Source organism: Microvirga massiliensis (assembly GCF_001006805.1).
GTDB lineage: Bacteria > Pseudomonadota > Alphaproteobacteria > Rhizobiales > Beijerinckiaceae > Microvirga > Microvirga massiliensis.
Window position 1 is genome coordinate 21818 of sequence record NZ_LN811360.1, and the last position, 22976, is coordinate 44793.

Consider the following 22976-nt stretch of genomic DNA (forward strand, 5'->3'; position numbering starts at 1 on the left):
CATGCAGGCTTCCTCGGGCGCATCGGCTGCTTCGCGGACCTCCGCCGTCGTCTTCGAGGACGTGCACAAGTATTTCGGCACGTTCCAGGCGCTCGATGGCATCAATCTCACCGTCCGGCGCGGCGAACGCATCGTCGTGTTCGGGCCGTCCGGCTCGGGAAAATCGACGCTGATCCGCTGCGTCAACGGGCTCGAAGGCTTCCAGCGCGGCCGCATCATGGTCGGCGAAATTCCGGTCGACCACGGGCTCGGCACTGTGCCGCTGATCCGGCGCAAGGTCGGCATGGTGTTCCAGCAGTTCAACCTGTTTCCGCATCTGAGCATCGTCGAGAACTGCACGGTCGGCCTAGTGATGACGCGCGGCATGAGCGAGCAGCAGGCGCGCGAACGGGCAATCGAGTTTCTGGTCAGGGTCAGGGTCAGCGACCAGGCTCATAAATACCCGAGCGAACTTTCTGGCGGCCAGCAGCAGCGCGTCGCCATCGCACGGGCGCTGTGCCTGCAGCCGGAAGTGCTGCTGTTCGACGAACCGACGTCAGCGCTCGATCCCGAGATGGTCAAGGAAGTGCTCGACGTCATGGAAGAGCTTGCCGAGAGCGGCATCACCATGATCTGTGTGACGCATGAGATGGGCTTTGCCCGCGCGGTGGCCGATCGGATGGTGTTCATGGACCGGGGCCGCATCCTACTCGACGCGGTCCCCGACGTAATCTTCAACAACCCTCGCACCGGACGGCTCAAGGAGTTTTTCAGCCATGTCTCGGGCTCTGCCTGAGACGGGTAGTGACCACCCGCCCCCGCAATCACCCGCCCGGCCTAGGACAACTCGATACCGGTTTCCGACAAAGTCATCATCACCTGCACTATCAGCGGGCGATCCGCACGTCCTCCATGCCAGCCGGTGACGCCGGACGAAATCGTGCGCTAGGTTGGAGCCACTTTGGTCGGCGGAGCCCGTGTTTCTCGCCCATGCCGAACACGGCTGGCTTAACGAGGCACTCCGCTCGGAGACGGATTGGGCTGCGACAAAAGATGGCCCATCATGAGGTCCGGGCCAGCGATGTGGTGACCAAACGTCTGTATGGGGCCGGCATCCGCTTCCCGTTCCCGTGAAGGTCTATGGCCAGACCATCCGGTCCTGAAGTCGGCGGTCCAGAAAGCAGAGTTCGGGCAGCACGACGAGTTGTTCGCCCTGAAGCGGCTTGACGACCAGGCCCGGCTCCTGGAGCGCCACGCCACCGGGCCATCAGTAGAGGAGCTGATCGCGCGGAAGATGCACAACTCGCATTCCTATGGCGGCCGCTCGGTGTTCGGCGATGAGCCACCTCCGTATGCCCGGAGCGGGAAGCGCGCCCTGACCTGATCCGTGCGCGCCGCTTGTCTAGAGTTCCGAGATGAGCGAGGAACCTTCCAAGGACCCGGAACCTGCAACGCGGCCTTCGCTTCCCGGGTACGCTGAGTCTTTCATGACCACAGATGCGCAGCACTCGACCCTGCCTACGGATCAGACCGCGATCCGCAGACAGACCACGCTCGACTAATAGTTGCTTCGCGATCATCGGAATCGCGGGCGACATACCGGTTCCAACGCCGCCGGGCCAAAATCCGGATCTCGAGCAGTCGGCGCAGTCCCTGACCGCGGACTCTGCAACACGGTCGAATTGCGTAGCGTAGCAGGCCAGCACAGCCACAGAATACCCGGTGGACGCTAATGTGCTTCCAGGCGGTATCAAAGTTGCATCAGCGCTGCATAGTTAACTACTCAGCCGTTGACAAAGCGGACGCCGCCAGCCGCCGGTATTCTGATGGTGTTACTCCGACATATTTCTTGAAGACGCGCGCAAAGTACTGCGAGCTACCGAACCCGAGCTCAAGCGCAATGTCAGTCACGGCACGGTTCGTTCGAAGAAGAAGAGTGCAGCATCTCTTGATCCGAAGCCTCTGGCGGTAGTCGTTCGGCGACATGCCAAACTCCCGCTTGAACAGGGCATACAATTGGCTGTGACCGTAACCGAGGGATTTCGCGAGTTCGTCAATTGGAGTATTGCTCGCCAAGTCGCGCTGCATGCCTTCTTCGATACTGCGGATGGCCCTTCTACCGTTCGTCGTCAGCTGCTTGTTTGCCGATTGAGCCCAGAACCCGACGATCGCGGCGTGGAGCCTGTTGCGGATCTCCGCCTTCAGGAGGGGCACCCCGAGAAATATCCTGTCATCTCCGAGCCGATGGCTAAGCTCCTTGAGGGTTCTTACGGTTCCCGCATCGAGGTCGACGGGCGCCCGCAGTCGATCGGCAACCGCGAAGAGGGATTCCAATTCCGTTTGCGGCATCAAACCGGGGCGGCGCGCAGTCTGACCGCGGGGGTTGAACACCATCCAGAGCGCCTGGCTCGGCGTATAGATCCCGTTCACGATCCGGTGCTTACTGCCCGCTTGGAACACGAGGGCCTGGCCACCCGTGACCTGGAAGAGACGTTCGTCATCGAACTCCCAGCATGCCTCCCCATTCAGCATGAAGAGGATTTCCGTGCCGTCGTGCGCCTCCCAGCTGTCGTTCGTCACGACAGCTCGGCGGAAGTGGCACATGCCGAAGACGGCGAGCTCGGGCATCCCGAAGTCGCTGCCGCGGAAAAAGGGCTGGCGTTCAAGGAGTTGCGAGCCGAGCATGAGGCGACCGTAATCCCGAACTGGCCTGTCAGCCCTTTAAGCCCGACATGGTCATGCTCTCAATGATGAACCGTTGAGCGATCAGAAAGATGATGATCAGGGGCAGGATCGCCATCGTGGTCGCCGCCATGATCACCGACAGCCGCGCCGATCCCATCACGCCCTGCAGTGCGACCACTCCGACCGGGAGCGTCATGGCGTCGAAGCTGCGGATCAGAACAAAAGGACTCACGAAGTTATTCCAACTCCCGATGAAGGTGATGATTCCTAGTGTTGCCAGGGCCGGACCGAGCTGGGGCACGCTCACGCGCCAGAAGATGGTCCAGTAGCTCGCGCCATCGATGAGCGCCGCCTCTTCGAGCTCACGCGGCTGGCCCAGCATGAACTGGCGCATCATGTAAATCCCGAACGTCGAAGCCATGGCGGGGAGCGCCAACCCGATCCGGGTGTCGAGCAGCCCCACTGCCGCATACCCAAAATAGATCGGGATCAGCGTCAGGGCCGGCGGCACCATCAAGCCGATCAGCATCGCTCCAAAGAGCACGCTTTTCCCCGGGAACCGCAGGCGGGCGAAGGCGAACCCGGCCATGCTCGCCGTCAGGAGCACGCCTGCCGTCGTTGTGGCCGCGACGACAAAGCTGTTCCAATACATCTGGAGAAAGGGAACGCCCGTCTTGAACACCTCGGAATAGGCCGTGAGATCCAGGCTGGTCGGCAGGAGACTGGGTGGCAGCTGATAGGCCTCGCCGATCGGCCGGAAGGAAGCGCTCAACATCCAGAGAAACGGCAGCATCATGAGGAAGCCGCCCGCGAGCAGGAGCAGCATGAGCGGAAGATTGCGCCAGTGAACCACGGAGGCCGCCCTGAGCAGGCGACCGATGGATCGTTCGTCGAACGCTGCGGTTGGGCTCATTGAAGGACAACCCTCCGGCCCAGTCGGATCTGGATGATCGTGACGATCACGATCGCGATGAGCAGGACGAGAGCAGCGGAAGTGCCGGCGCCGATATCCTGGGCCCCGAAGGTTTGGTCATACATGTACATGACCATGCTGATGGTCGCATCGGCCGGTCCGCCGGAGGTCAGAATGCGGACCGTCTCGAACATCTGAAGTCCGGTGATCGTGGCATAGGTCACGCAGAACAGAATCACCGGAGCGATCATGGGCAGCTTGACGTAGAAGAAGGTCTGCACCGGCCCGGCGCCGTCGATCTCGGCCGCTTCGACCAGGGATTTCGGCACTGACTGCAACGCGGCAAGCAGAATGATCATGAAGAAGCCGAAATGCTTCCAGACATCCATGATCACGACCGAAATCATCGCCACACGACGATCCGTCAGCCACCCGACCTTGGGCAGGCCGAGCGACGTGAGATAGTAGTTCAGGATGCCGAGGTCGGTGGAATAGATGAACTGCCAGACAAGCGACACCAGCGCGGTCGACACAAGAACGGGGAGGAAGTAGGCGAGCCTCAGGACATACAGGATGGCGGACGGAAGTGTGCGATCCAGAAGGACCGCCATCAGGAGACCGGTACCGACATTGCCGGTCACCGCCATTGCCACGAAAACGAACGTGTTGATGAAGCTCGTCCAGAACCGAGGATCCGCCAGGACGAACCTCAGGTTCTCCAGGCCGACGAATTCCATGCTCCAGGTGAACCTGTCGACCGAGGTCAGGCTGAACGCAAGCGTCGCGAAGACAGGCAACAGAGCGAACAGGATATAGAGCAGGTAGGCCGGCACGAGGAACCCGAAGCCGGCCCAGGCTTCCATGCGCTCGAGTGGTGACGCACGTGGCGTCACCGGGCGCGCTACGGGAAGCGCGCGTGCCGTAGCCACACTTGCACCTACCACTTCACCCGCGCCATCGCACGGTTGAGTTCGCTGTCGAGCGCGTTGATCATCGGCTCGAGCTTCTCGTTCCCGGTGAGATAGGATTCGATGTGTCGCATCGTGATCTCTTCCACCTGAGCGAAGTTCGGGGGCTGAGCCAGCGGCTTTGCCCTCGCGGCCGAACCGTAGAAGATCGCGGCGTTTGCGGGATAGCCTACATAAGCCTCACTGGTCGCCGACGAGCGAACCGCCGGAATGGCCCGGAGATCCTTGGCGAGCTGATCCGCGTTGGCCTTGCCCGCAAGCTCCTTCAGGAGTTCCCAGGCCAGTTCCGGGTTCTTGGAAGCCTGCGTGATGCCGAGGCCACCCACGCCGCAGATCGCGGCTTGCGCCTTGTTCTGAGGGCAATACTGGACCTCGACGGTGTCCATCTTGGCCTGCGCCATCTCGGGCACCCGGGTATGGGTGCCAGCAAACATGGCGACCTGCTTGGCGATGAACTGGCCGTGTCCGGGATCATTGCGTGCGAAGATCGGGGCGACTTTGTGCTCGAAGATCAGGCTGTGGAGGAGCTGCAAGGCCTCGGCGAACTTGGGGTCCTTGGCATTGCTGGCCCGCCCGTCCGGTGTGAGCCGATCAGTGCCATTGCTGAGGAACCAGGTCGAAAGCGCAAACTGGCCGCCGGGGATGAAGTACCCATACCGGGTGACATTATCGCCGTCCCTCCTGGTGAGGGCCTTCGCGGCATCCAGGAAGTCCGACCAGGTCCAATCGGCCTTGGGCTTGGAAATCCCGGCCTCGGCGAACATCGCGGCATTGTAAAACGTGACGACCGTGTTCCACTCGTTCGGCACGTAGCCGAGCTGGTCCTTGTAGCGAAGCCCGTTCAGAAGGTTCGGCTCGATGTCCTCGAACAGAGCCTTTCCTTGTGGGTCGCCGTTCACGAACGGCATGATGTCTCGCATCAGGTTGCGTGACGCGAGGGTCGAGACACCTTCAGTCGCCATCATGACGATATCCGGGGCCTGGTTGCTGCCCACCAGATTCATGAGCTGGTTGATGTATTCGCCCCACGGATTGGTGTTCACGTACTGGACATTCACCGTCACGTTGGGAAAGCGCGCATTGAACCGCTCGATGGCGCTCTTGCTCAGCCGGATGTCACTATCCGAAGCGGGCCTGAAGACATTGAGCGTCGCCTTGGTGTCCGTTGCCGGTGCAGCAAGAGCGAAGCGTGCGGGAACGATCGCCCCCGCTAACCCTGCGATAAACGTTCTGCGATCCATGGCATTTCCTCTCGCTTTATGTTGTTGGCCTGATATTCGAGCGCTGTCCTACAACGTCGACGCCTCCCGAAGTCCATTCACGGAAAGCTGATCCGCGGAGATGCGCAAGGTATCTCCTCGGCGTAGTCGCACCGGTTCGACGCTGACAACGTTGCCTTCGACTTTGCTCTCCACCGCTTGGTCATTGACCAGGACTCTTGCAGATCCACCCTCGATCGGAAGCCCGATCCTTGCGACATCGGTTTCTCCGTAGAGGATCGACAGCGTGAAGGTTCCCCCCGTAAACTCCGCCATGCCCCAGCTGGTGGCATTCGACCAGAAGCTCCGGAAGCCGAGGCCCTCCCGCACCTTCGGCGAGAAACCGATCTCGTGGCGGCGGGCATCGAAGCTATAGCCCGACAGGGTCAGGAGGCCGGCCCAGCTCGCCATAGAGCGGGCATAGTTCGATCCACACTCGATCTCGTTCCACGGATTCCGCGCCTTCCCATCGTACCGGTCACGAACGCCCCTGAATATTTCGACGCCTTGATCGAGCAGTCCATAGGCCATCAGGGCGCTGCCGAAGGCATACTCGAAACCGTGCATGGTCTCCTGGGCGTAGGGAACAGGCACCGCCGGCGCACGCGATCCTTTCCGCCAGGAGCAGATGACCACGCCTGCCTCATCGTAGACGCCGAACACCCGGCAGGGATTGGCGACATCCTCGAGCCGGCGCTTGAAATTGTAACGGTAGATGGCCTTCAGAGCCGAACGCACATGGGCGGGCTCCAGCAGCTGACCGAGGCCGTAGAGGTCAGCGTGCCACTGCCCGAGGACCTGGTCGACGATGCAGCCCTCACCGATCTGGTATTTGATCTCCTTGTGCTCGTCGCTCCAGTACAGGTCGTAGATGTTCGCGCCGACGATTCGCCGCGACACGGTCGCTTTTGCATAAGGATCCAGTTCCCGGCGATCATCGAGGGCGATCGATTGGATGTAGTATTCACCATTGAAGAGATTTTTGTCGACCCATGTCCGCCCCCTCTCGAAGATCTCTCTCCACTCCCGGGCGGTCTCTGCCTCACCCATGTGCTCGGCCATCTCCGCGCCGGCCTTGAGAGCGCCCAGATAGAAGCTCGTCAGCCAGGAGTTCGGGCCGAACAGTTCCATATCGAGCGTATGATGCTGCCGCCCCCAAAGCACACCGGTACGGCTCGGGTCCCATCGGTCGGGATTTTCAGGGCTCCACGCATATTCCACTGACTGCTTGACCGATGGCCAGAGCCTTCCGAGGAACTCGTCGTCACCACTCAGCTTCCAATCCCGGTAAGCCTTCATGACATTGCCGAACTGGCCATCGGCGCAGGGGCGCTCGGTCGACCCGCCAGCCCCGAGCGGCAAGGCGAGACGGAAGCTCATTCCGCCTGCTTCATTGAGATTGTAGGCGTAATCGGTCTCCCGCATGGTCCGCTCGAGCGACGGGAACAGGAAAGGCAACGCCTGCTGGTAGTTCCACACGTGGGTGCAGCTTCCCTCGCAGCTTCCGACGTCCTGATAGAGCCCCTCCCAGCCATAAAATGTGCCGTCCTGCAGCCGGACGACAGTTGCGGACTTGAGGATGCTCAGGTTGGCCGCAGCCGCATCCAGGACGGGGAGGGGGAGGGTCGACCCGTAGAGTGCATCCCTGAAGAGAAGGGTTTCGGAACGCAGGCGATCCCAGTTGCGGAGCGCCTCTTCAGCGATCTCGGATGCCCCTTGCCACTCGGTGGCGTACCAGTTCTTCCAGGCTCCGGAATGGGCCGGGGATTTCTCGAAGTGCCAGACCGGAGAGATCCAGTATTTGTGAAAATTCGGAACGTACCACGCGATGATGAACCGGATGGTTCGGCGTTCGCCCGGGGCAAGGGTGAGATGCGCGGCCTGAAGGCTGTGATCGCGATCGCGTCGCATGCCGCCGCTGGAATAGTGCGGAAGGCTGGTGCGGTCTGCGAAGCGACCTGGCCTGAGCAGATCCTCCCAATAGACCTGAAGGGAGTCGAACCAGAGGCCGTGATAGAGGTAGGTTTGCACACTCGCATCGTCGGCATCGGTCGCGATCACGAGCTCGGAATAGTCCTCGGCATCGGGATCGTCCGCCTGACTGACGATCTCCACGCCCCGCATCGCCGCTGTGCTGATAGCCTTCGCCTGCGTCGGTCGGAATGGACCGTGCCCGAGAACTCCGACGACGGTGTAGTCGGTGGGTTCGTCCGAGGTGTTGCGGAGCGAGACCTCGAACATGGCCACGGGCATGCTCGAGTTGCGACTGTCGAGGGGAATGAAGGGGTTGAATGCCTCCAGCTCTACGGCTCCCGGAAACCGATCGTCATCGAACGTGAGCCGTGCCGTTGGAAACCGTCCATGGAAGCGGCAGGACTTGAAATGAGGCATGCCCACGAGGGAGTCACGTCGGGCCCCGGTTCCGAAATTCCGGGTCGCCTCGGCCTGGAAGTCGCCGGTGCGGTCTCCGTGGTAGGGTCCATTCAGGATTCGGGCATCAATGACCCGACCGTTCCGCTCCGCCTTCACGGCAAAATGCGAGAAGCCGTTTGTGCTGCCCTTCTCGGGCTTGTTGAAGATCTCCCAGTCGATCAGGCGCCCGCCCCCGGAGAGCCCTACGGAGCCGGTTCCGATCCCGCCCAACGGAAATGATATCTTGGCGGTGTTCTCACCCTCGTAGGTGAAAGGCCATTTCAGGGGCATTTTTCCTCCACTTGGTCGTTCCAGTGGAACGGTAAGCAGGGCAGAGGTCAACCGCTTCTCCGATCGTCCATCGGAGAATTGTACCCACGAAATGCAACAAAGTTGCGCTTTTGACGAGGCTTACCTTATCCTGTCGACGCAGAACAGGACATCGGTACCCGAGGGCTCGATCTGAGTTCGTGTCCGATAAACTCCAGCACCCGGTGTGTGGTATGCTCTCAGCGGCAGGGCACCTCAGAGAGGTGGGGCAAAGAACGGCGTGCCTTGTGGATTGTTTTGAGGACGCCACCCCGTCGCAACAGAACATCTTCACCGTGATGCCGACGCAAGGCACTGCCATCGTGTGGACGCAGCGACTATAGCCCGGATTGCCGCTGGCGGTAAAAGATGGGAAGTGTCTAAACTGGCAGCTGCGTCCTAAGCCTCGGAAGAGGCGTCCAGCGCGGCTCGGATCGAGGCATAGAATCTCGTATCTTCCAGCGGCTTCTCGATCACTTCGCTGAACCCCGTGCGGGCTGCGCGCTCACGCAGTTCGGCATTCGCCTGAGGCGTGATTAGGATTGCCGCAGCCGAGACGCCACGCGCACGAAGCTTACCGGCGGCGAAACTGTGGGCGACGCGCCGGACGGGGACCTCCGGATCCGCTATCCTTGTGCCGGAAGATAAGCCTGCCTTTGTCGAGATCGTAAGGCGACATCTCGACGGTCACGCGATCACCCGCGAGCGTCTTGATGCGGTTCTTCTTCATCTTTCCTGCGGTGTAGGCGACGATCTCGTGACCGCTCTCCAGCCTCACGCGAAAGCGAGCATCCGGTAGGATTTCGCTGACCTCGCCTTCGAACGTGATCAATTCTTCCTTCGCCATTGCAAGTGCTCCATGGTGAAAAAACAAAAAGCCGCTTAGAAAGCGGCTTTGCCAAGCGGTGCACCTACCACACCATTTGCGTGTGAAGAAGCTCAGGCCGTCTGGATGTTGTTGACGGCGACCTTACCAGTGCGGCGGTCTTCCTGGGTATCGAAGGCGACCTTCTGGCGTTCGACAAGGCCGCGCAGGTGGGCGCGCTCGAGGCTTCAGCTGTCCATCGCTTCGCGAGGCGAGCAACTCCCCTTGCGAACTGGCATACCCAATTCGTCGACCTCGACGACTAATCCCGGACGAGCGATCATCTCGAAATTCAGCCGCACGAAGGAGCTCTGGCGCAGATGCAAGGGGAGATCGTCTCGCAATGAGGTCCGCAGCAAGCAGATACATTGATCAAGACGCCGTGGCGCCGGCTGCGGCCGGGATCCTCCACGCGATGCTCCCGGGAGCTGCGGCCGCCGCGATTATCTCGATCCTGGCCCTGACCCCGGCCGCCGCAGAGTTCCAGACCTATCCCGGCGCAACCCCCAGTCCAGAGCTCGAAGCCGCTGCGAGTCGGGAGGAGGTGCAGATCGGCCTCGATCCCGACGAAGGCATGGTGTCGTATTTTACCTCGCCCGATCCCTTCGAAGATGTGCTGGCCTATTACCTGCAGCTCGGCCGCGAATTTGCGATGCCGCCCATGCCGGGTCTGGCCGACAACGGCCATGATCGCGGTCTCGCGGCCGAGATCACCTTCAGTGCGCAGGGACTGCGGGCGGTGCCGACCGGGGTGCGGGTCAAGCAGGCCTTTGTGATCCTCGACGGCGCCCAAGACATCACCGAATCCAGGGATTGGCTCACCATCATCCGGCCGATCGTCACCGGCACCAGGACGCGAAATGCGGCGGGCTGGCGATTCACACCGGTCCGGACCGAGAACGCAACCGCCATCGTGCGCATGCAAAGGTGATAGCCCGTGTCTCAGCTGGCATGAGAAGAGGGGAGGGCAGCCCCGATCGACTGGATCCTAATGATCATCACGCACCCCGATATTCTCTGGCGATATCCGACTGAACATCGCTGCCGGTAATGGCGACATTGATGACCAGCTTGCGCTCGAAGCTCTCCGAGCATCGGGTTTGCTGGAGTGGGTCAAAGCCGTTCCCGGTGAACTTTCGGCCGAAATCGACGAGCGTGGCGTGAACTTGTCCGAGGCGAGCGCCAATTCCTCGCCCTTGCGCGCGTCTATGCCCGCGATGCTCCTATCGTGCTTCTGGACGAGCCGACGTCGGCACTCGACTCAATCACCGAGTCGAGCATCATTTCTGATCTACGTGGGGCGCTCACGGGGAAAACGGTGCTTCTGTCCACGCATCGGCTCTCAACGCTTCGGGAGGTCGACCGTATCATGGTTCTAGTAGACGGCCGGATCGTGGAAGATGGCTCGTTCGAACGACTAATGGCTCAGAATGGACAATTTTCCGAACTTTGCCGAGCCCATCAGCTGGTGTCCTGACGACTACCCGCGGTTGTGAACATCTCTGTAGTCCGTGAGAATGAACCCTCTAAAAGTCCCGTTGGCGAATGCACGATCCGGGTTTCTTGTAGCTTTCTGTTACGTGAGCTTACGTTTTTCGGGCAGATCCAACCTTACGCTACCGCATCGACGCCCGTAACCATCAGAAGAGTGGTACCCTGGAAGCTTTTCCTTGAAGACGATCGCCTTCCCGAGTCGTCGGTCGAAGATCCGGCGTGGCGGGCCAGAATGGCTGTCCCCCCTTCCCACGCAACACCTCCTTTTCGGCCTATAGGTGATTGCCCGCTCGTTCTCCGAAGCCGTCGAGATACTGAAGCAGAAGAGTGCTCCGAATTTCGCTTCACTCGACACGATCTCGGCCCGAGTGACAAAATGGGGCACACTTTCGCGAAGCATCTCGTCGAGTTGGACCTCGAAACCGGATGCCTGCCGGAGAGTTTTGCCTATGAGGTCCATTCCGGAAACCCGGTCGGGCGAGCCAACATCAAGAGGTTACTGAGCGGCTATCTCGCCTTCCGACGAGGGGGACCCACCGGCACCTCTTCTCCGTATTCCGATTTTACATGCGAAAATGAGCGAACGATTATGGGAGACGCCCACTACTCGGTCGAGGCAGTCGAGGTCTGCCATGCACCATCGCCCTGGGACCTCGAGAGGCCCCATATCATCATTTCGGCTACCGGCATCGTGGGGTTGGCGCGGGATTGCACCCCCCGGTCAGCGGACTGTGTCGGCGCATCGGCATCGCCACCGGGCGGAGGATCGGCCTTGGCCGGCCGCGCGCCCACGCCCCCGGCGTCCGGCCCCCGGCCCTGACGGTCTTCACCGCCGGATGCAGCCCCCGGTAGCCAAGTCTCGCCGCTATGACGGCCCGGCGGAGGCAACCCGCGGACTGTGACGGCCGTGGCCCTGCCACCACTGGCCGACACGATCCGTCAATCCGGGACGGAAGCACTCACTCTTCCGGCGTTCCGCGCCGCGTAAGCGGACGAGCCTCCGGCCAGCTGGCCGGGGAGGAGGTCAAACGCCAAAAAGAAAGTCGCTTGCGTCGAGACGGCTCAAGGTGACTTTGCGAAGCGTCACCTGATGGGCCACGTCGATCGCAATCACGACATCTGCGCCGACCTGTGTCATGGCTGCCTGCAGATCAGTGAAGTCGGCGAAAAGCCCGCCTTCGAAGAGAATGACGTCCTGATTGCCGGCTCGATCGCCAAAATCGACAATGACGTCGATACCCGATCCGGGTGCGAACACGAAGGTGTCGTCGCCGCTGCCGCCGCTCAGGAGGTCATTGCCGCTGCCGCCGATGATGGTATCGGCGCCACCTTCGCCCTCGATCCGATCATCGCCGGCGCCCCCATCCAGGAGATTGGCGGCGCCATTGCCGTTGATCCGATCATTGCCGGTGCCGCCGACGGCGTTCTCGATTGAAATCAGAACATCGATGCCGGTCTGGGCGCTGCTCGCCAAGCCGGCCAGGTTGATGACCGACGCCGCGCTCGTGGCGGACATGTCGAGTGTGTCGATGCCGCTGCCACCGGAATAAAGATCGTTTCCGTCGCGGATTCCGGCAACGATGATGTCGTTGCCGGGACCTGCATCCACGATGTCGTTTCCAGCCCCGGCTATGATGCGGTCATCGCCGGCGTCCGCGGTCACGACGTCATTGCCGCCGCGGGCATCAATCACGTCGTTCCCGGCCGTCCCCCTGAGATTGTTGGCTCGATCGTCGCCAAGCACTGGGTTGCCAGTCTCGTTCGTGCCGTGAATGGTGATGTCGATCGCCTGGGTTCCGCCGTCGAACGACTGCACCACAATAGTCTCGGGCAGCGTCTGGCCGGTAGCGAGCGCCTGCACGGCAGGGTTTGCGTTGTCGAGTGTGTAGGTCCACGCGCCGGCGGCATCGAGGGTGAGGCTGCCATAGGTGCCCGTGAAGACGCCTGCCCGGAAGCTCGCCTCACCTGCATCAGGGTCGATGATACTGAGCACCCCGCTCGCTACCAGGACGCTGTCCTCGATGACCGAGCCCGTAATCGTGCCCCCGATCACGGCTGGATCGGCGATCGGGTTGATGGTCACCGAGACCACTTGCTCGGTCATCCCGCCGCGGCCGTCCTCGATCAGGACGGTAAAGCTATCCTGGCCGTTGGCGTTCGGGCTCGGAGTATAGGTGAAGCTGCCGTCGATGAAGGTCACGGTGCCGATGGCGGGCCCGAAGCCGGGCTTGACGGAATAGAACAGCACATCGCCGTTTTCGTCGGTTGCGCCGATCGCTACCGGCGCCGATACCGTGTCTTCATCAGTTGAGACCGCATTGCTGGCTGGGGCGACCGGAGCCTCGTTGGCATTGGTGACATGGACTGCAATCGTCTGCGTGTCGGTGCCGCCCTGGTCGTCCGAGACCTGGACGGTGACGTCGTAGATGTTATCGGCGCCGGCATCGGCGGGCCGCTTGAAGTCCGGAGCCGCGGCGAAATGGAGTGCGCCGGTCAAGGGATTAATCGTGAACAGCGCTCCGTCCGCGCCGGCGCCATTCGTCCCGTCTGGCAAGACAATCGAGTAGGTCAGGATCTGGCCAGGGTCCGGGTCACTCGCGGCGACGGTAGTGACGGTCGTGTTGCCTTCCGCGACCGCCACGGAGGCCATGGCGCCGCCGCCGTTCGAGGTGATGATCGGTGGGACATTGGACGATCCATTCGGATCCGGTGCGAAGACGAAATCGCCCCCGGTGAGATTGCCCATATCGACGTTCTGCAGGACAAGACCGCTGCCGAGGGTGATGACGGTGTGGGCGCCAACCTGGGTGATGCTGAGGTCGGAAAGCTTGTACTTCCCACTTATGGCAGACAGATCGATCTTATCCACGCCTGGAACAAAATCGGTGATCGTATCCGTGCCTCCCCCAGGCTCGTAGATAAAGATGTCGGCTCCTTCACCACCGCTCATGAGGTCGTCGTCGGCACCGCCATTGATAATGTCGGCCCCCGCCCCACCCATGATCACATCGGAACCGGCGCCGCCCTTCAGAACATTGCCGTCTCCACCTCCGAAAACCCTGAGGTCATCATCGCCTGCTCCGCCGTCGAGGAGATTGCCATTGTAGTTTCCGGCGCCGATGTTCATCACATCGCCGCCGTCGTCCCCATATGCAGAGTTGTTATCGCCTTCGATCGTGACGGAGTCCGACCCAGTGCCACCATAAAGCTGATTGTTCGATCCGATTGCGCGCAGAACGTCCCGACCGTCGTCTCCATACGCTATCGAGCCATCGGACATAAGCGTGATGGTGTCTTGGCCCCGCCCCCCATAGGCTGTACCGCCCTCTGCACCCCGAAGAATGATCGTGTCGTCGCCCCGGTCGCCGTACAGCTGGTCCTGGCCACCTTGCCCGTCGATGGTATCGTCGCCATAGCCTCCGCGGATCACGTTGGCGGCCCCATTACCCGTGAGTCTGTCGGCGTAGGCGCTGCCGGTCAGGTTCTCGATGGAAACGAGAATGTCACCCTCGGCGTGCCCGCCACTCTGCGGGCCGGACCGTCTGAGATCGATGTCGACGGCCTCCAGCGACCGGTCATAATCGGCGGTATCCGACCCAGCGCCCCCGTCGAGGAGATCGGGACCGCGTCCGCCTATGAGGATGTCGTCGCCACCTCTTCCGTACAGTCGATCGTTGTAGATGCTGCCCTCAAGGGTATCATCACCCTCGGTGCCCGGGCGCGTGAAGCCTTTGAGGTCGGAATCGAAGATTAGAGCCTGGCTCCCGACGTAAAGGTCAGCCCCGCTCGTTTGGTCGACCCCGGACGGCCAGGTGAAGACGATGCGACCATCCCGTAGCTCGGATACGGAAACACCCAGGGTCCCGAAACCGGGGACGTAGCCGCCGCGGTCAAGTTGTACGACCTCCGTATGCCCTTGGATCTGGGCGAACAGGTGCCAGACAAAGTTCTGCCCTTCGAGGACTTGTGCCTGCCAGTAGTGAACAATGCGGCCATCCGCGAGCGAATAGTCTCTGGGCGCATCGAAGCTCGGCGGCAGGAAGGGCGGAATCGTGGTGATGATCTGGTCCAGCCCAACCGGATTCCCGTCAGCGTCATAGCCGCGCCGCCGGACGGGAATCTGGTAGCCCTGAGGTTGATCCGGAGTTTCGTCGGTAATCCAGTCGACAATGAACCCGCCACCCGGCGTCGCCGACATGCTCAGGATGCGGAAGTTCTGGTAGGGTTGATTCAGGCCTCCGGGAATCTGCAGTACAGGCGGGGTTGTGTTCACGACGAAGTCCGGTCCGGCCGGCGTACCGTCGGACTCGAAGATGCGACCCCGGATATTGCCGAAGCTGCCTCCTTCAGGGTCGTTCGAGTGCCAGGCGACGACGATGCGCCCATCCGTCAGCGCGACCGCATGGACCCGAAAATCGAAGCCGCTGTGGGCAGCTTGGCCAGCCGGCGTCGAATTCACCTGGAAGGTCGCGCCCGGAGTGCCTGTGTGATCGAAGGTGTGAGCGACGAGCAACCCGGATTGATAAGCCTCTCCGTCTTCCCTGATCGCGATGAACCCGCCGTTCTCGAGCGGCGCCGTGACCACGCGGTGGCCCTGGAACATATTTGCGTTCTGGACCAGCGGAAAGTCGCCCGGAGCGGAGATCGGGGACTCGGAGAACCTCATCAGGGCCGGGTCGAGATCGTCGAGCTGGAAATTCTGGAGGGTCAATCTGTCCCCGTTGCCGAAATCGAGAACAGTGTCGGCTCCCTGTTGCGTTCCTTTCGACAGAAGCTCCGTGAAGCTGTGAACGGGAGCCGTCGAGAGATTGAGCACGTCCTCTTGGGCTGAGCTTTGGGTGAAGTCGGTGATGATGGTTTCCCGGTAGCCGAGACCGTAGACAAAGGTATCGTCGCCGTCACCGCCGGTCAGCATGTCGGCGATGGAGTTGAAGCTGCCACCCCCATCGAGCAAGTCATTGCCGGCGCCTCCGTCGAGGCGGTCGCCGCCCGAGTTTCCGAAAAGCAGGTCGTTACCGTCACCGCCGAGAAGAATGTCGTCGTCCAGGCCGCCTTGAAGTTCGTCGTTGCCGGTGCCGCCATCCAGGCTGTCGGCACCAACGCCGCCGAGCAGCAGATCGTTATTGCCGCCGCCGACGAGTGTGTCGTTGCCGTCCTCACCGCGCAGGATGTCGTTGCCGGCGCCTCCGTCAAGGAAGTTGGCGAACTTGTTGCCGGTGATGTGGTCGGTGCTGCTGCCACCGACCGCGTCCTCGATCCAGGTGTTGAAGGCGATGCCGACATTGCCGAACAGGCCAGCGACGTCCGAATAGCTGCCGGGGTTGAGATCGATGTTTTGCGCAACGCCGAAGCCCGACAAGTCGAGGCGGTCATGGTCACCGCCTGCGTCCCAGATCGTCAGAACCGGCTGCGAAGTTGTCTGGAATGCAAAGACGCTCCGCCCAGCCGTGCTGTTGAAGCCATAGGTGGTGTCGCCTAGCCGTGTTGTCGTGTCCGCGCCGTAGAGCTGCTGTATCGCCAAGATATCGTAGATCATCGGCGTCAGTACTTGTGCCCCGTTCCATCCCGCCTGGGAACCGTCGTCGCTCGGGTCGAAGTAAGACGTCACTGAGTAGCGTGTCGTGTCCTCGTCGAAGCTGCGGTTGTTCTGATAGGTGATGTCTCCTTGGTCGCTGGCGTTGTAGTCGCCGGGATGCTTGAGCCCGAGAGCATGGCCGAACTCGTGGACAGCATCATACCAGCGTGCACCGCCCCTATTGATCGGCGAGTTCCGCAGGAAGACATCGGCGTCATCGGGAAAGATGGAGTGAAGGGTCGAGTATGTGACCCCCCCGGCACTGGCCGGCATGTTGCTGACCTGGTTGACCGTGATGTCAGCCTCGTCATCGCCGGCCACATGCTCGATGCTTCGCGCAATCAGGTCGTCCCACAGCTCGGCGACCTCGATCATCGTTGTCACATCGCTCTCCGGCATCGTGACAAGGTCCGGATCGAAGTTGATCCCGAGGAACTCGGCGACCTCTTGGATCGGATTTCCGGGGTCGACATTGGTCGAGAATGTGATTGTCGAGCCGTCGATCGTGTCGTCGTCGGCGATCGCGTTGACCATCGCCTGGTTGATGGTGATCGTCATGATGTCTCCCCAGCGCGCTGTTCGCCGTGCGAATCCGGGCGGACCGGCCGGGCAGGCAGAAGCGGCCCCTCAACTTTAGTAGCCGCAACCCTGCCGGTCTTGGACTGGCGCGCACCTCTCTCACGCGGGGCGGGGACGCATATTGCATAGTTTCGGGACCACATGTACGTTTTCTCCTGGCGAGTGCGGCTGATTGCTCATCACCTGCCAGCATCGGGGCGGTGGGCGTCGTCTGGGGGGGACGCGTCCATGTCACGCGTGGGGCCCGAAGCGATTGGCTCGGTAGGCGCTTGGCGCCATGAGATGGCCCGCCGGTTGCTCAACCTCGATTTCAAGCCGTTCTCGGAAGACGGATTCCGGGCATCCTTTATGCCCCTTTGGGGTCCATTGCGCATCGCACGGAGCACGATCAGCCCCGGCATAACCTTCCGGGACAACGAGCTCGTCCGCGACGGCGAGGACTCATTCACACTCCTTGTCTCACGACACAGCCGGATCACCGTTTCTCATCAGAAGCGCGAAATCGTGCTGCGGCCCGGAGAGGCGACTCTCCTGCGGAACTCAGAAACCGGCACCGTCGGCTCGGAAAAGCCGTACTCGTTCGACTCGATCTTGTTCCCCGCGGCCGAACTGTTGCAGCTCGCCCCTGGAGCGAACGAGCATGCGGCGAGGCCGATATTCGCCTCGAGCGAGGCCTTGATACTGCTTTCGACCTATGTCGGTCACCTCAGGAAGCTTGCGTGCCGCGATGCCAAAGTCCAAGCCGCCGCTCGCCAGCACATTTTCGACCTTACCGCCGTCCTCCTGGCCGGGAATGGTCATCGCTTCGACGAACAGATGGAGGACTCGCTTCAAGCGGCCCGCTTCGCCGCTGCGTGCGCCATGATCAGCGCCCGATCCGGCGAGCCAGGACTAAGTGTCGGAGGCGTTGCGGCAGGCCTTGGCATCTCCACGAGGTATTTGCAGCGGCTGTTCGAGCACCGCAGTCTGTCCTTCACAGAGTACCTGAATGAGGTGAGACTGAAGAAAGCCTATGCGATCCTCGCCGATCCGCAGACGGTCGACCGGCACATTATTGATGTTGCTCTTTCAGTTGGCTTCTCCGACATCTCCCATTTCAATCGGTTGTTCCGGCGTCGTTTCAATGAAGTCCCGACAGGGGTCCGTAAGGTGGCTAGATCCAAGGATGGACCCCCTCCGCCTTCGGGCAGGCTCGCGCATGCAAATTGCATCGGTCGGAAGCATTATGAACCCAACCAACTTCTTGGGTCGTCTGCTGACCCTCGATCGAGTGGACGCGAGGGCGGACGCAAGGCCCCCTAGGAAACCGAGCGGATTGATACACGTCCCGGCGCGTTTTCAACCGAATTCCTCCGTTCTCGAAGTATCGCGTCAAACTGGACCTCGAAACGGGCATTTTGCCTGACGATCTCGCATACGAGGCCTATTCAGTCAGCCCGGTCGGGCGAACAACCATCGACAGGCTGCTGAGCGGCTATCTCGCTTTTCGACGCGGAAGCCGGGCCGGCCGTAGCGCTTTGACCGACGATCATTCCCATGAGAAAATGAGGATACTGAATTGATATTCCCTGTCTCAACCAGAGTGTCTCATCGAGGCTGTCTTGGAGAAGGTGGAAGGCCCGAACAAGGCGTGACATTCCGAGTCGACGCCCAGAAAGGCCGAAGCAGCGGCACCACCGATCCGAGATGATGATCTCGCCCCCTTCGGGCGGATTTCCCATAGCCCTGTTCGGTCGAGTCCGGCGTTTCTGCCACGTGGGCCCAACGGCCTCACGAAACTCGGCGATGGTCCGCTGGAACCACTACCTGCGCGGGATCGGGATCTCCTTTCCAGTTCGTAGGCTGGCTGCGGGATCCTCCGTCAGCGACAAACCCGGACCCGGCGGAGATAGGTTTCCCTGAGGCGGTCATGACACTTCGGATCGCGAGCGCAGTGCTACCACCCTTGCTCGCTTACCAAGCGGGTGCCTTAGACCACTCAGCCACCCGTCCATGTCAAACGCCTGGTCAGACGTCGTCAGGAAAATCTGAATCAGATTTAGCCTTGGACGAGACCTCCAATGCGGCTCGGACCGAGTCATAGAAGCTCGCGTCTTCCAGCGGCTTCTCGATCACTTCGCTGAACCCTGTACGGGCCGCGCGCTCGCGCAGTTCGGCACTCGCCTGAGGCGTGATCAGGACTGCCGGAGCCGAGACGCCACGCGCACGAAGCCTACGGAGCAATTCGATGCCGTCCAACTCCGGCATCACGTAGTCGATGACGAGGCACGCGTTTCGCGGTGGATCGGCAGCATCGAGGAGATCGGCACCGTTCGCATACACGTCGACGCTCAGCCCCTCGGCTTGCAGCGAGAATTTCAAGGATTTTCGGACCGCTGCATCGTCGTCGACGAGAATCACCGGCCCCGTCGGGTTGCACATGATGCGGATCCGCTGGCTTGCTGAGAGTCGTTACTGCGCACTTCGGCAGCCGGTCCGCTATGGCCCAGGATGACCAGGCTGCCTATTCCGGACTTTCCCTTACCTCGAAGTGATCCGGCCCCTCGTGGCGGCAGGTGCGCATCCCTGATCCGCGCTCGGATGATGAAGCCGAACTGTATTCCCTCTCTGGGGTGGAGGTGGATCATGGGGCGCAGCTATTCCCAGAGTCTGCAAGTGCGGGTGGTGGCCTTTGTTGAGGCGGGTCATTCCCGCTGCGCGGCCGCGCGCCATTTCGGCTTCAGCGACCGCTGTTCGATCAAGCTGATGCGCCATCAGGCGCAGTCTGGCTCACCGGCCCCGGCGCGCCAGGGCCGCCCCCGTGGGCGCGGCAAGCATGAGACCTGTCTCGTCCAGACCGTGGACGCCAAGCCCGCCATCACGAGGCCGGAATGGGCCGCCCGGCTGCTGAGCCGGCCTGGCGTGCAGGTCGATCCCGCCACGCTCTCGCGCCTGTTATGTCGGCAGGGCCTCACAGATCAAAAAGTCCATGCCGGCCGCGGAGTGCGCACGCGCCGACATTCGCGATGAGCGCCGGGTCTGGCGAGACCAGCGCCAGCCCCGCATGCAGCAGCAGCCGTATCGGTTTGTGTTCCTCGAAGAGACGGGTGTGAACACCAGGATGGTGCGGTTGCGCGGCCGCAGCCGCAAGGGCGAGCGCCTGCCCGCGTCAGCACTGACGGGCCGGATCAAGTCTGGTGGCCTTTGCTGCCGAATGCCGGGTCTTCGCGATCAGCGGCCCGGTGCAGAGCCCGCCCAGCATGTCCTCGGCCTCGGAACACGGAATGTGGCAGTGTCTCAGTTTGAATTTCGGCTTACGACCGTTTCAGTCGTTCGCCGAGGCGGCCAATGTCCCATTGCAGGCTATGTCTAGCCAATGTGCGATAGCACGTTGAGTATTTTTCCTGTCGGGTCGGAAATGAAGAAGCGTCTTACGCCCCACGGCTCGTCGGTCAGATCGTGGGCGAACTCGCATCCCATTTCTCTCGCACGACGATGCACCTCGTCCACATCGTCGACCTCTATCGACAGATCGGGAACGGGCGCGCCGGAGCCGCCTTCGCGGAGAATGCTGATCTGCGTGAGGGCAGTCTCGCGGGAGGTCAGCGTGACGATCCATCCTAGATCCATGATCGTCTCGAGGCCGAAGAGATCGGAGTAGAACTTCCGAACCTCCGGGGCTGCGTCTGTGGCAATGTTCGCGACGATTCGGTGCACGGTCATTTTGCCCCCTGGAACGGTGTCAGTTCCGAAAAAATGCAGCGTGAGCTTCGCTGGCTTGTTAGCACTAAACCCGCATGTCTTCATGCGGATAAGGATATCATCGATCTGCCCCGGCATTCGGCAGCAAAGGCCACCAGCCTCGAGCCGCCTCGATTTCCGAGGGATTGTGCCGTTCGTCGGAGCACGGGTTCCGCTCAGGCCCGCTGCATGTCCGCCCGCAACGGTTCCCAGATCGAGACCTCGCGAGGCTTGCTGAGAAGCTCGGGAAGAGCCCGGTGCCCGGCCTCACGATAGGGTCGCTTGAGCTGGACCTCCAGGACATCCTCGTGGCTCTCCCAAGTCTCGTAGAGCATGAACCGGTTCGCCGCCTCGCGATCCTGGTGAAGGATCGCCAGATGGAACATCGGCTCGCTCCTCATCGCGTCGAGCAGGTCGTTGAGCAGCACGAGAAACCTGTCGCGCCGTTCTGGCACGACATCGAACTTGATCAGGTAGGTGACAGGCATCGTGCACTCCTCGGTCTGGAATCTCTGTCGTCGGGGCTGCTGGAAGGGTCCGCGAGGACCGGCGCAACAGGCGATGCGGGCCGATCCTCGCCGGAGGTTCAGGCTGCGGCCGGCACCTCGTCGAGAAAGCCGATCACACTGGTGAGGCGGCCGTTCTCGAGCGTGGCGAAGTCGGTGCCCTTGATGGGGCCGTCACGGCCCTCCGGGCCGAGCTGCCAGGAGAAGCGGACCTGGTTGCCGTAGCCGTCGGGTTGTCCCAGGAGGGCAAAGCGGAAACCGGGGAACTGCCCGTGCACGCCTGCGATCAAGGCATCGATCTGCTCGTGCCCCTGCCCCTGCATGAGCGGATCGAGATAGGTGCCGGTCTCGTTCCAGAGGTCGGCCATCAGGCTCCTGCGGCGGTGCGGATCGGTCTCGTTCCAGAGAGCGATGTAGCGGTCGGCGATGATTGCGGCGTCGGTCATGGGAAGCCTCCTGTGGGCTAGCCGGATCGGTTCCGGCATGAGAACGATGGCCGGGGAACGGCATGGCGTCGATTACGCCGGAGGTAATGGAACGGGATTGAAGCGATCCTTGGCGGGAGGAAGGGCGTCCCTGCGCCAACGGTGGATGCATGGTTCCGGACTGGGCCTTGATGGCTTGGGCTCAATGAGGCGCGCCGAATGGGCGTCTGCCAGCCGCAAGTTACTCAATTAGGCACCAGGGACGCCTCGGGTCTGGTGGTCTTAGCTACCGAATGGCGAGAATTTCAGGCACCCCTGATGCCTTGCAGGCTTCTCAGTCGGGGGCCGTCGTCCGGCAGCCAGCTCTGCGGCCCGTCGCCCGCGGCAAGCTCCCGAAGCCCTTCGACCGCGAGATTGAGGGCATCACTGCCGATTCCATCCGGATAGACGACGTAGACGGGATGCATGAAGGCCGGAGCCTCGGGAACCAGCCTCAAGCGTCCGTTCGCGAGGAAGGGCTGCACGGCACGTCGCCGGAAATAACCCGCTCCACCGACCTGAACGATGTAGTCCAGCGCGAGCGGACCGAGTCCGACGAAAAGTCCCGGGTCGGCGAAGCGCGGGAAGCTCATCCCGTGGTGGGCCGCAAAGTCCTCGCCCCAGTCGACGTAAACATAATCAGGATCGGACACGTCGGAAACCGTGACGTCGGTCGTCACGTGCACGAGTTCCTCCTCCATGATCATCTCGACCCTCAGCCCGGGCATGTGCCGTGGGGCGTAGACGACCGCCAGGTCGAGCACACCGTCACCTACTTGGCGCAGCAACCCGTCAGGGAGGCCGACCTGGGTTCGAAGGGCCACGTCGCTTGCGTTGTTTCTCATCCACACCATCCAGGCGAGGAGCAATGGATTCCACAGGCTCAACTCGCCTCCGATCGCGAGTACTGCTCGCCGGCCTGCCGGAATGGCGACCTCGTGGCGTGCCCGCTCCCAAACTTGAACCAGGGTCGGTGCGAAACGCAGGAACTGCTCCCCCGCGGCCGTGAGCGTCGCCCCCGCTTTGTTGCGGACGAAGACCGGCCGCCGCAATTGGTCCTCCAGTGAGCGGACACGTGCGCTCACCGTCGTCTGGGTCACATTCAATCGTTCTGCGGCGCGGACGAAGCTGCCGGCCTCGACGATGGCGAGGAACGTGCGAGCGAGCTCGATGTCCATCGATGGACCTTCACGGAGAGGATGCTGCGGGAGGAGACAGCCGCGCCGTAACAGCGGCTACTCGTGTGTC

General features: G+C 61.8%; 17 protein-coding genes and 1 pseudogene. 6 read left to right on the top strand and 12 right to left on the bottom strand.

Annotated features, from left to right (window positions below):
- Position 1 precedes the first annotated feature (1 nt).
- Entirely contained in the window at positions 2 to 775 is a 774-nt protein-coding gene (locus BN1233_RS28090) for an amino acid ABC transporter ATP-binding protein (RefSeq protein ID WP_046866978.1), read from the top strand.
- A gap of 306 nt (positions 776 to 1081) precedes the next feature.
- On the top strand, positions 1082 to 1363 hold the full coding sequence (locus BN1233_RS28095; RefSeq protein WP_046866979.1) for a hypothetical protein: 282 nt from the start codon (positions 1082 to 1084) through the stop codon (positions 1361 to 1363).
- A gap of 395 nt (positions 1364 to 1758) precedes the next feature.
- On the opposite strand, the gene BN1233_RS28100 is transcribed toward BN1233_RS28095, so the two are convergent.
- The 6 genes from BN1233_RS28100 to infA all read right to left on the bottom strand — a co-directional run bounded on the left by BN1233_RS28100 (position 1759) and on the right by infA (position 9372).
- Positions 1759 to 2664, bottom strand: a complete 906-nt coding sequence (locus BN1233_RS28100; RefSeq protein ID WP_046866980.1) for a helix-turn-helix domain-containing protein — start codon at positions 2662 to 2664, stop codon at positions 1759 to 1761.
- A 28-nt stretch (positions 2665 to 2692) separates the two neighbouring features.
- Entirely contained in the window at positions 2693 to 3577 is an 885-nt protein-coding gene (locus BN1233_RS28105; protein ID WP_048710018.1) for a carbohydrate ABC transporter permease, read from the bottom strand.
- The gene (locus BN1233_RS28110; protein WP_147707606.1) at positions 3574 to 4506 is read right to left on the bottom strand and encodes a carbohydrate ABC transporter permease; all 933 of its coding nucleotides are present in this window, start codon (positions 4504 to 4506) and stop codon (positions 3574 to 3576) included. Before BN1233_RS28110 ends, BN1233_RS28105 begins: the two co-directional genes overlap by 4 nt.
- Positions 4507 to 4514: 8 nt before the next feature.
- Positions 4515 to 5786 carry an ABC transporter substrate-binding protein gene (locus BN1233_RS28115; RefSeq protein ID WP_046866982.1) on the bottom strand — a complete coding sequence of 424 codons (1272 nt, stop codon included), beginning with the start codon at positions 5784 to 5786 and terminating at the stop codon, positions 4515 to 4517.
- Positions 5787 to 5834: 48 nt separating this feature from the next.
- A complete protein-coding gene (locus BN1233_RS28120) occupies positions 5835 to 8507 on the bottom strand; it encodes a GH116 family glycosyl-hydrolase (RefSeq protein ID WP_046866983.1) in 2673 nt (890 codons plus the stop codon).
- Between the two features lie 592 nt (positions 8508 to 9099).
- Positions 9100 to 9372, bottom strand: a complete 273-nt coding sequence (gene infA / locus BN1233_RS28125; RefSeq protein WP_046866984.1) for a translation initiation factor IF-1 — start codon at positions 9370 to 9372, stop codon at positions 9100 to 9102.
- A 361-nt stretch (positions 9373 to 9733) separates the two neighbouring features.
- On the opposite strand from infA, the gene BN1233_RS28130 reads away from it, so the two are divergent.
- Both BN1233_RS28130 and BN1233_RS51230 read left to right on the top strand, forming a co-directional pair.
- Complete coding sequence (locus tag BN1233_RS28130; RefSeq protein WP_046866985.1) at positions 9734 to 10321, top strand: hypothetical protein; 588 nt, start codon at positions 9734 to 9736, stop codon at positions 10319 to 10321.
- Positions 10322 to 10558: 237 nt separating this feature from the next.
- A pseudogene (locus BN1233_RS51230) lies at positions 10559 to 10867 on the top strand (glucan ABC transporter ATP-binding protein/ permease); the annotation flags it as partial.
- 1041 nt (positions 10868 to 11908) lie between these two features.
- Here BN1233_RS51230 and BN1233_RS28150 read toward each other — a convergent pair.
- Entirely contained in the window at positions 11909 to 17017 is a 5109-nt protein-coding gene (locus BN1233_RS28150) for a M10 family metallopeptidase C-terminal domain-containing protein (protein ID WP_046866989.1), read from the bottom strand.
- 249 nt (positions 17018 to 17266) lie between these two features.
- On the opposite strand from BN1233_RS28150, the gene BN1233_RS43380 reads away from it, so the two are divergent.
- Positions 17267 to 18340: a helix-turn-helix transcriptional regulator gene (locus BN1233_RS43380; RefSeq protein ID WP_187144390.1), complete on the top strand. Its 1074-nt coding sequence runs from the start codon at positions 17267 to 17269 to the stop codon at positions 18338 to 18340.
- Positions 18341 to 19045: 705 nt separating this feature from the next.
- On the opposite strand, the gene BN1233_RS28160 is transcribed toward BN1233_RS43380, so the two are convergent.
- On the bottom strand, positions 19046 to 19459 hold the full coding sequence (locus tag BN1233_RS28160) for a response regulator transcription factor (RefSeq protein WP_046866990.1): 414 nt from the start codon (positions 19457 to 19459) through the stop codon (positions 19046 to 19048).
- A 204-nt stretch (positions 19460 to 19663) separates the two neighbouring features.
- Between BN1233_RS28160 and BN1233_RS28165 the strand changes: the two genes are divergently transcribed.
- Positions 19664 to 20047 (top strand): transposase, encoded by a 384-nt coding sequence (locus BN1233_RS28165; RefSeq protein WP_046866991.1) that lies wholly within the window; start codon positions 19664 to 19666, stop codon positions 20045 to 20047.
- 339 nt (positions 20048 to 20386) lie between these two features.
- Here the strand turns inward: BN1233_RS28165 and BN1233_RS28175 are convergent, their stop codons facing one another.
- The 4 genes from BN1233_RS28175 to BN1233_RS28190 all read right to left on the bottom strand — a co-directional run bounded on the left by BN1233_RS28175 (position 20387) and on the right by BN1233_RS28190 (position 22906).
- Positions 20387 to 20740, bottom strand: a complete 354-nt coding sequence (locus BN1233_RS28175; protein WP_046867234.1) for a VOC family protein — start codon at positions 20738 to 20740, stop codon at positions 20387 to 20389.
- A 194-nt stretch (positions 20741 to 20934) separates the two neighbouring features.
- Positions 20935 to 21246 carry a putative quinol monooxygenase gene (locus BN1233_RS28180; protein WP_046866992.1) on the bottom strand — a complete coding sequence of 104 codons (312 nt, stop codon included), beginning with the start codon at positions 21244 to 21246 and terminating at the stop codon, positions 20935 to 20937.
- Positions 21247 to 21344: 98 nt separating this feature from the next.
- Positions 21345 to 21710, bottom strand: coding sequence for a nuclear transport factor 2 family protein (locus BN1233_RS28185; RefSeq protein WP_046866993.1), 366 nt, complete (start codon positions 21708 to 21710; stop codon positions 21345 to 21347).
- Between the two features lie 284 nt (positions 21711 to 21994).
- The gene (locus tag BN1233_RS28190; protein ID WP_046866994.1) at positions 21995 to 22906 is read right to left on the bottom strand and encodes a LysR family transcriptional regulator; all 912 of its coding nucleotides are present in this window, start codon (positions 22904 to 22906) and stop codon (positions 21995 to 21997) included.
- Positions 22907 to 22976 lie beyond the last annotated feature (70 nt).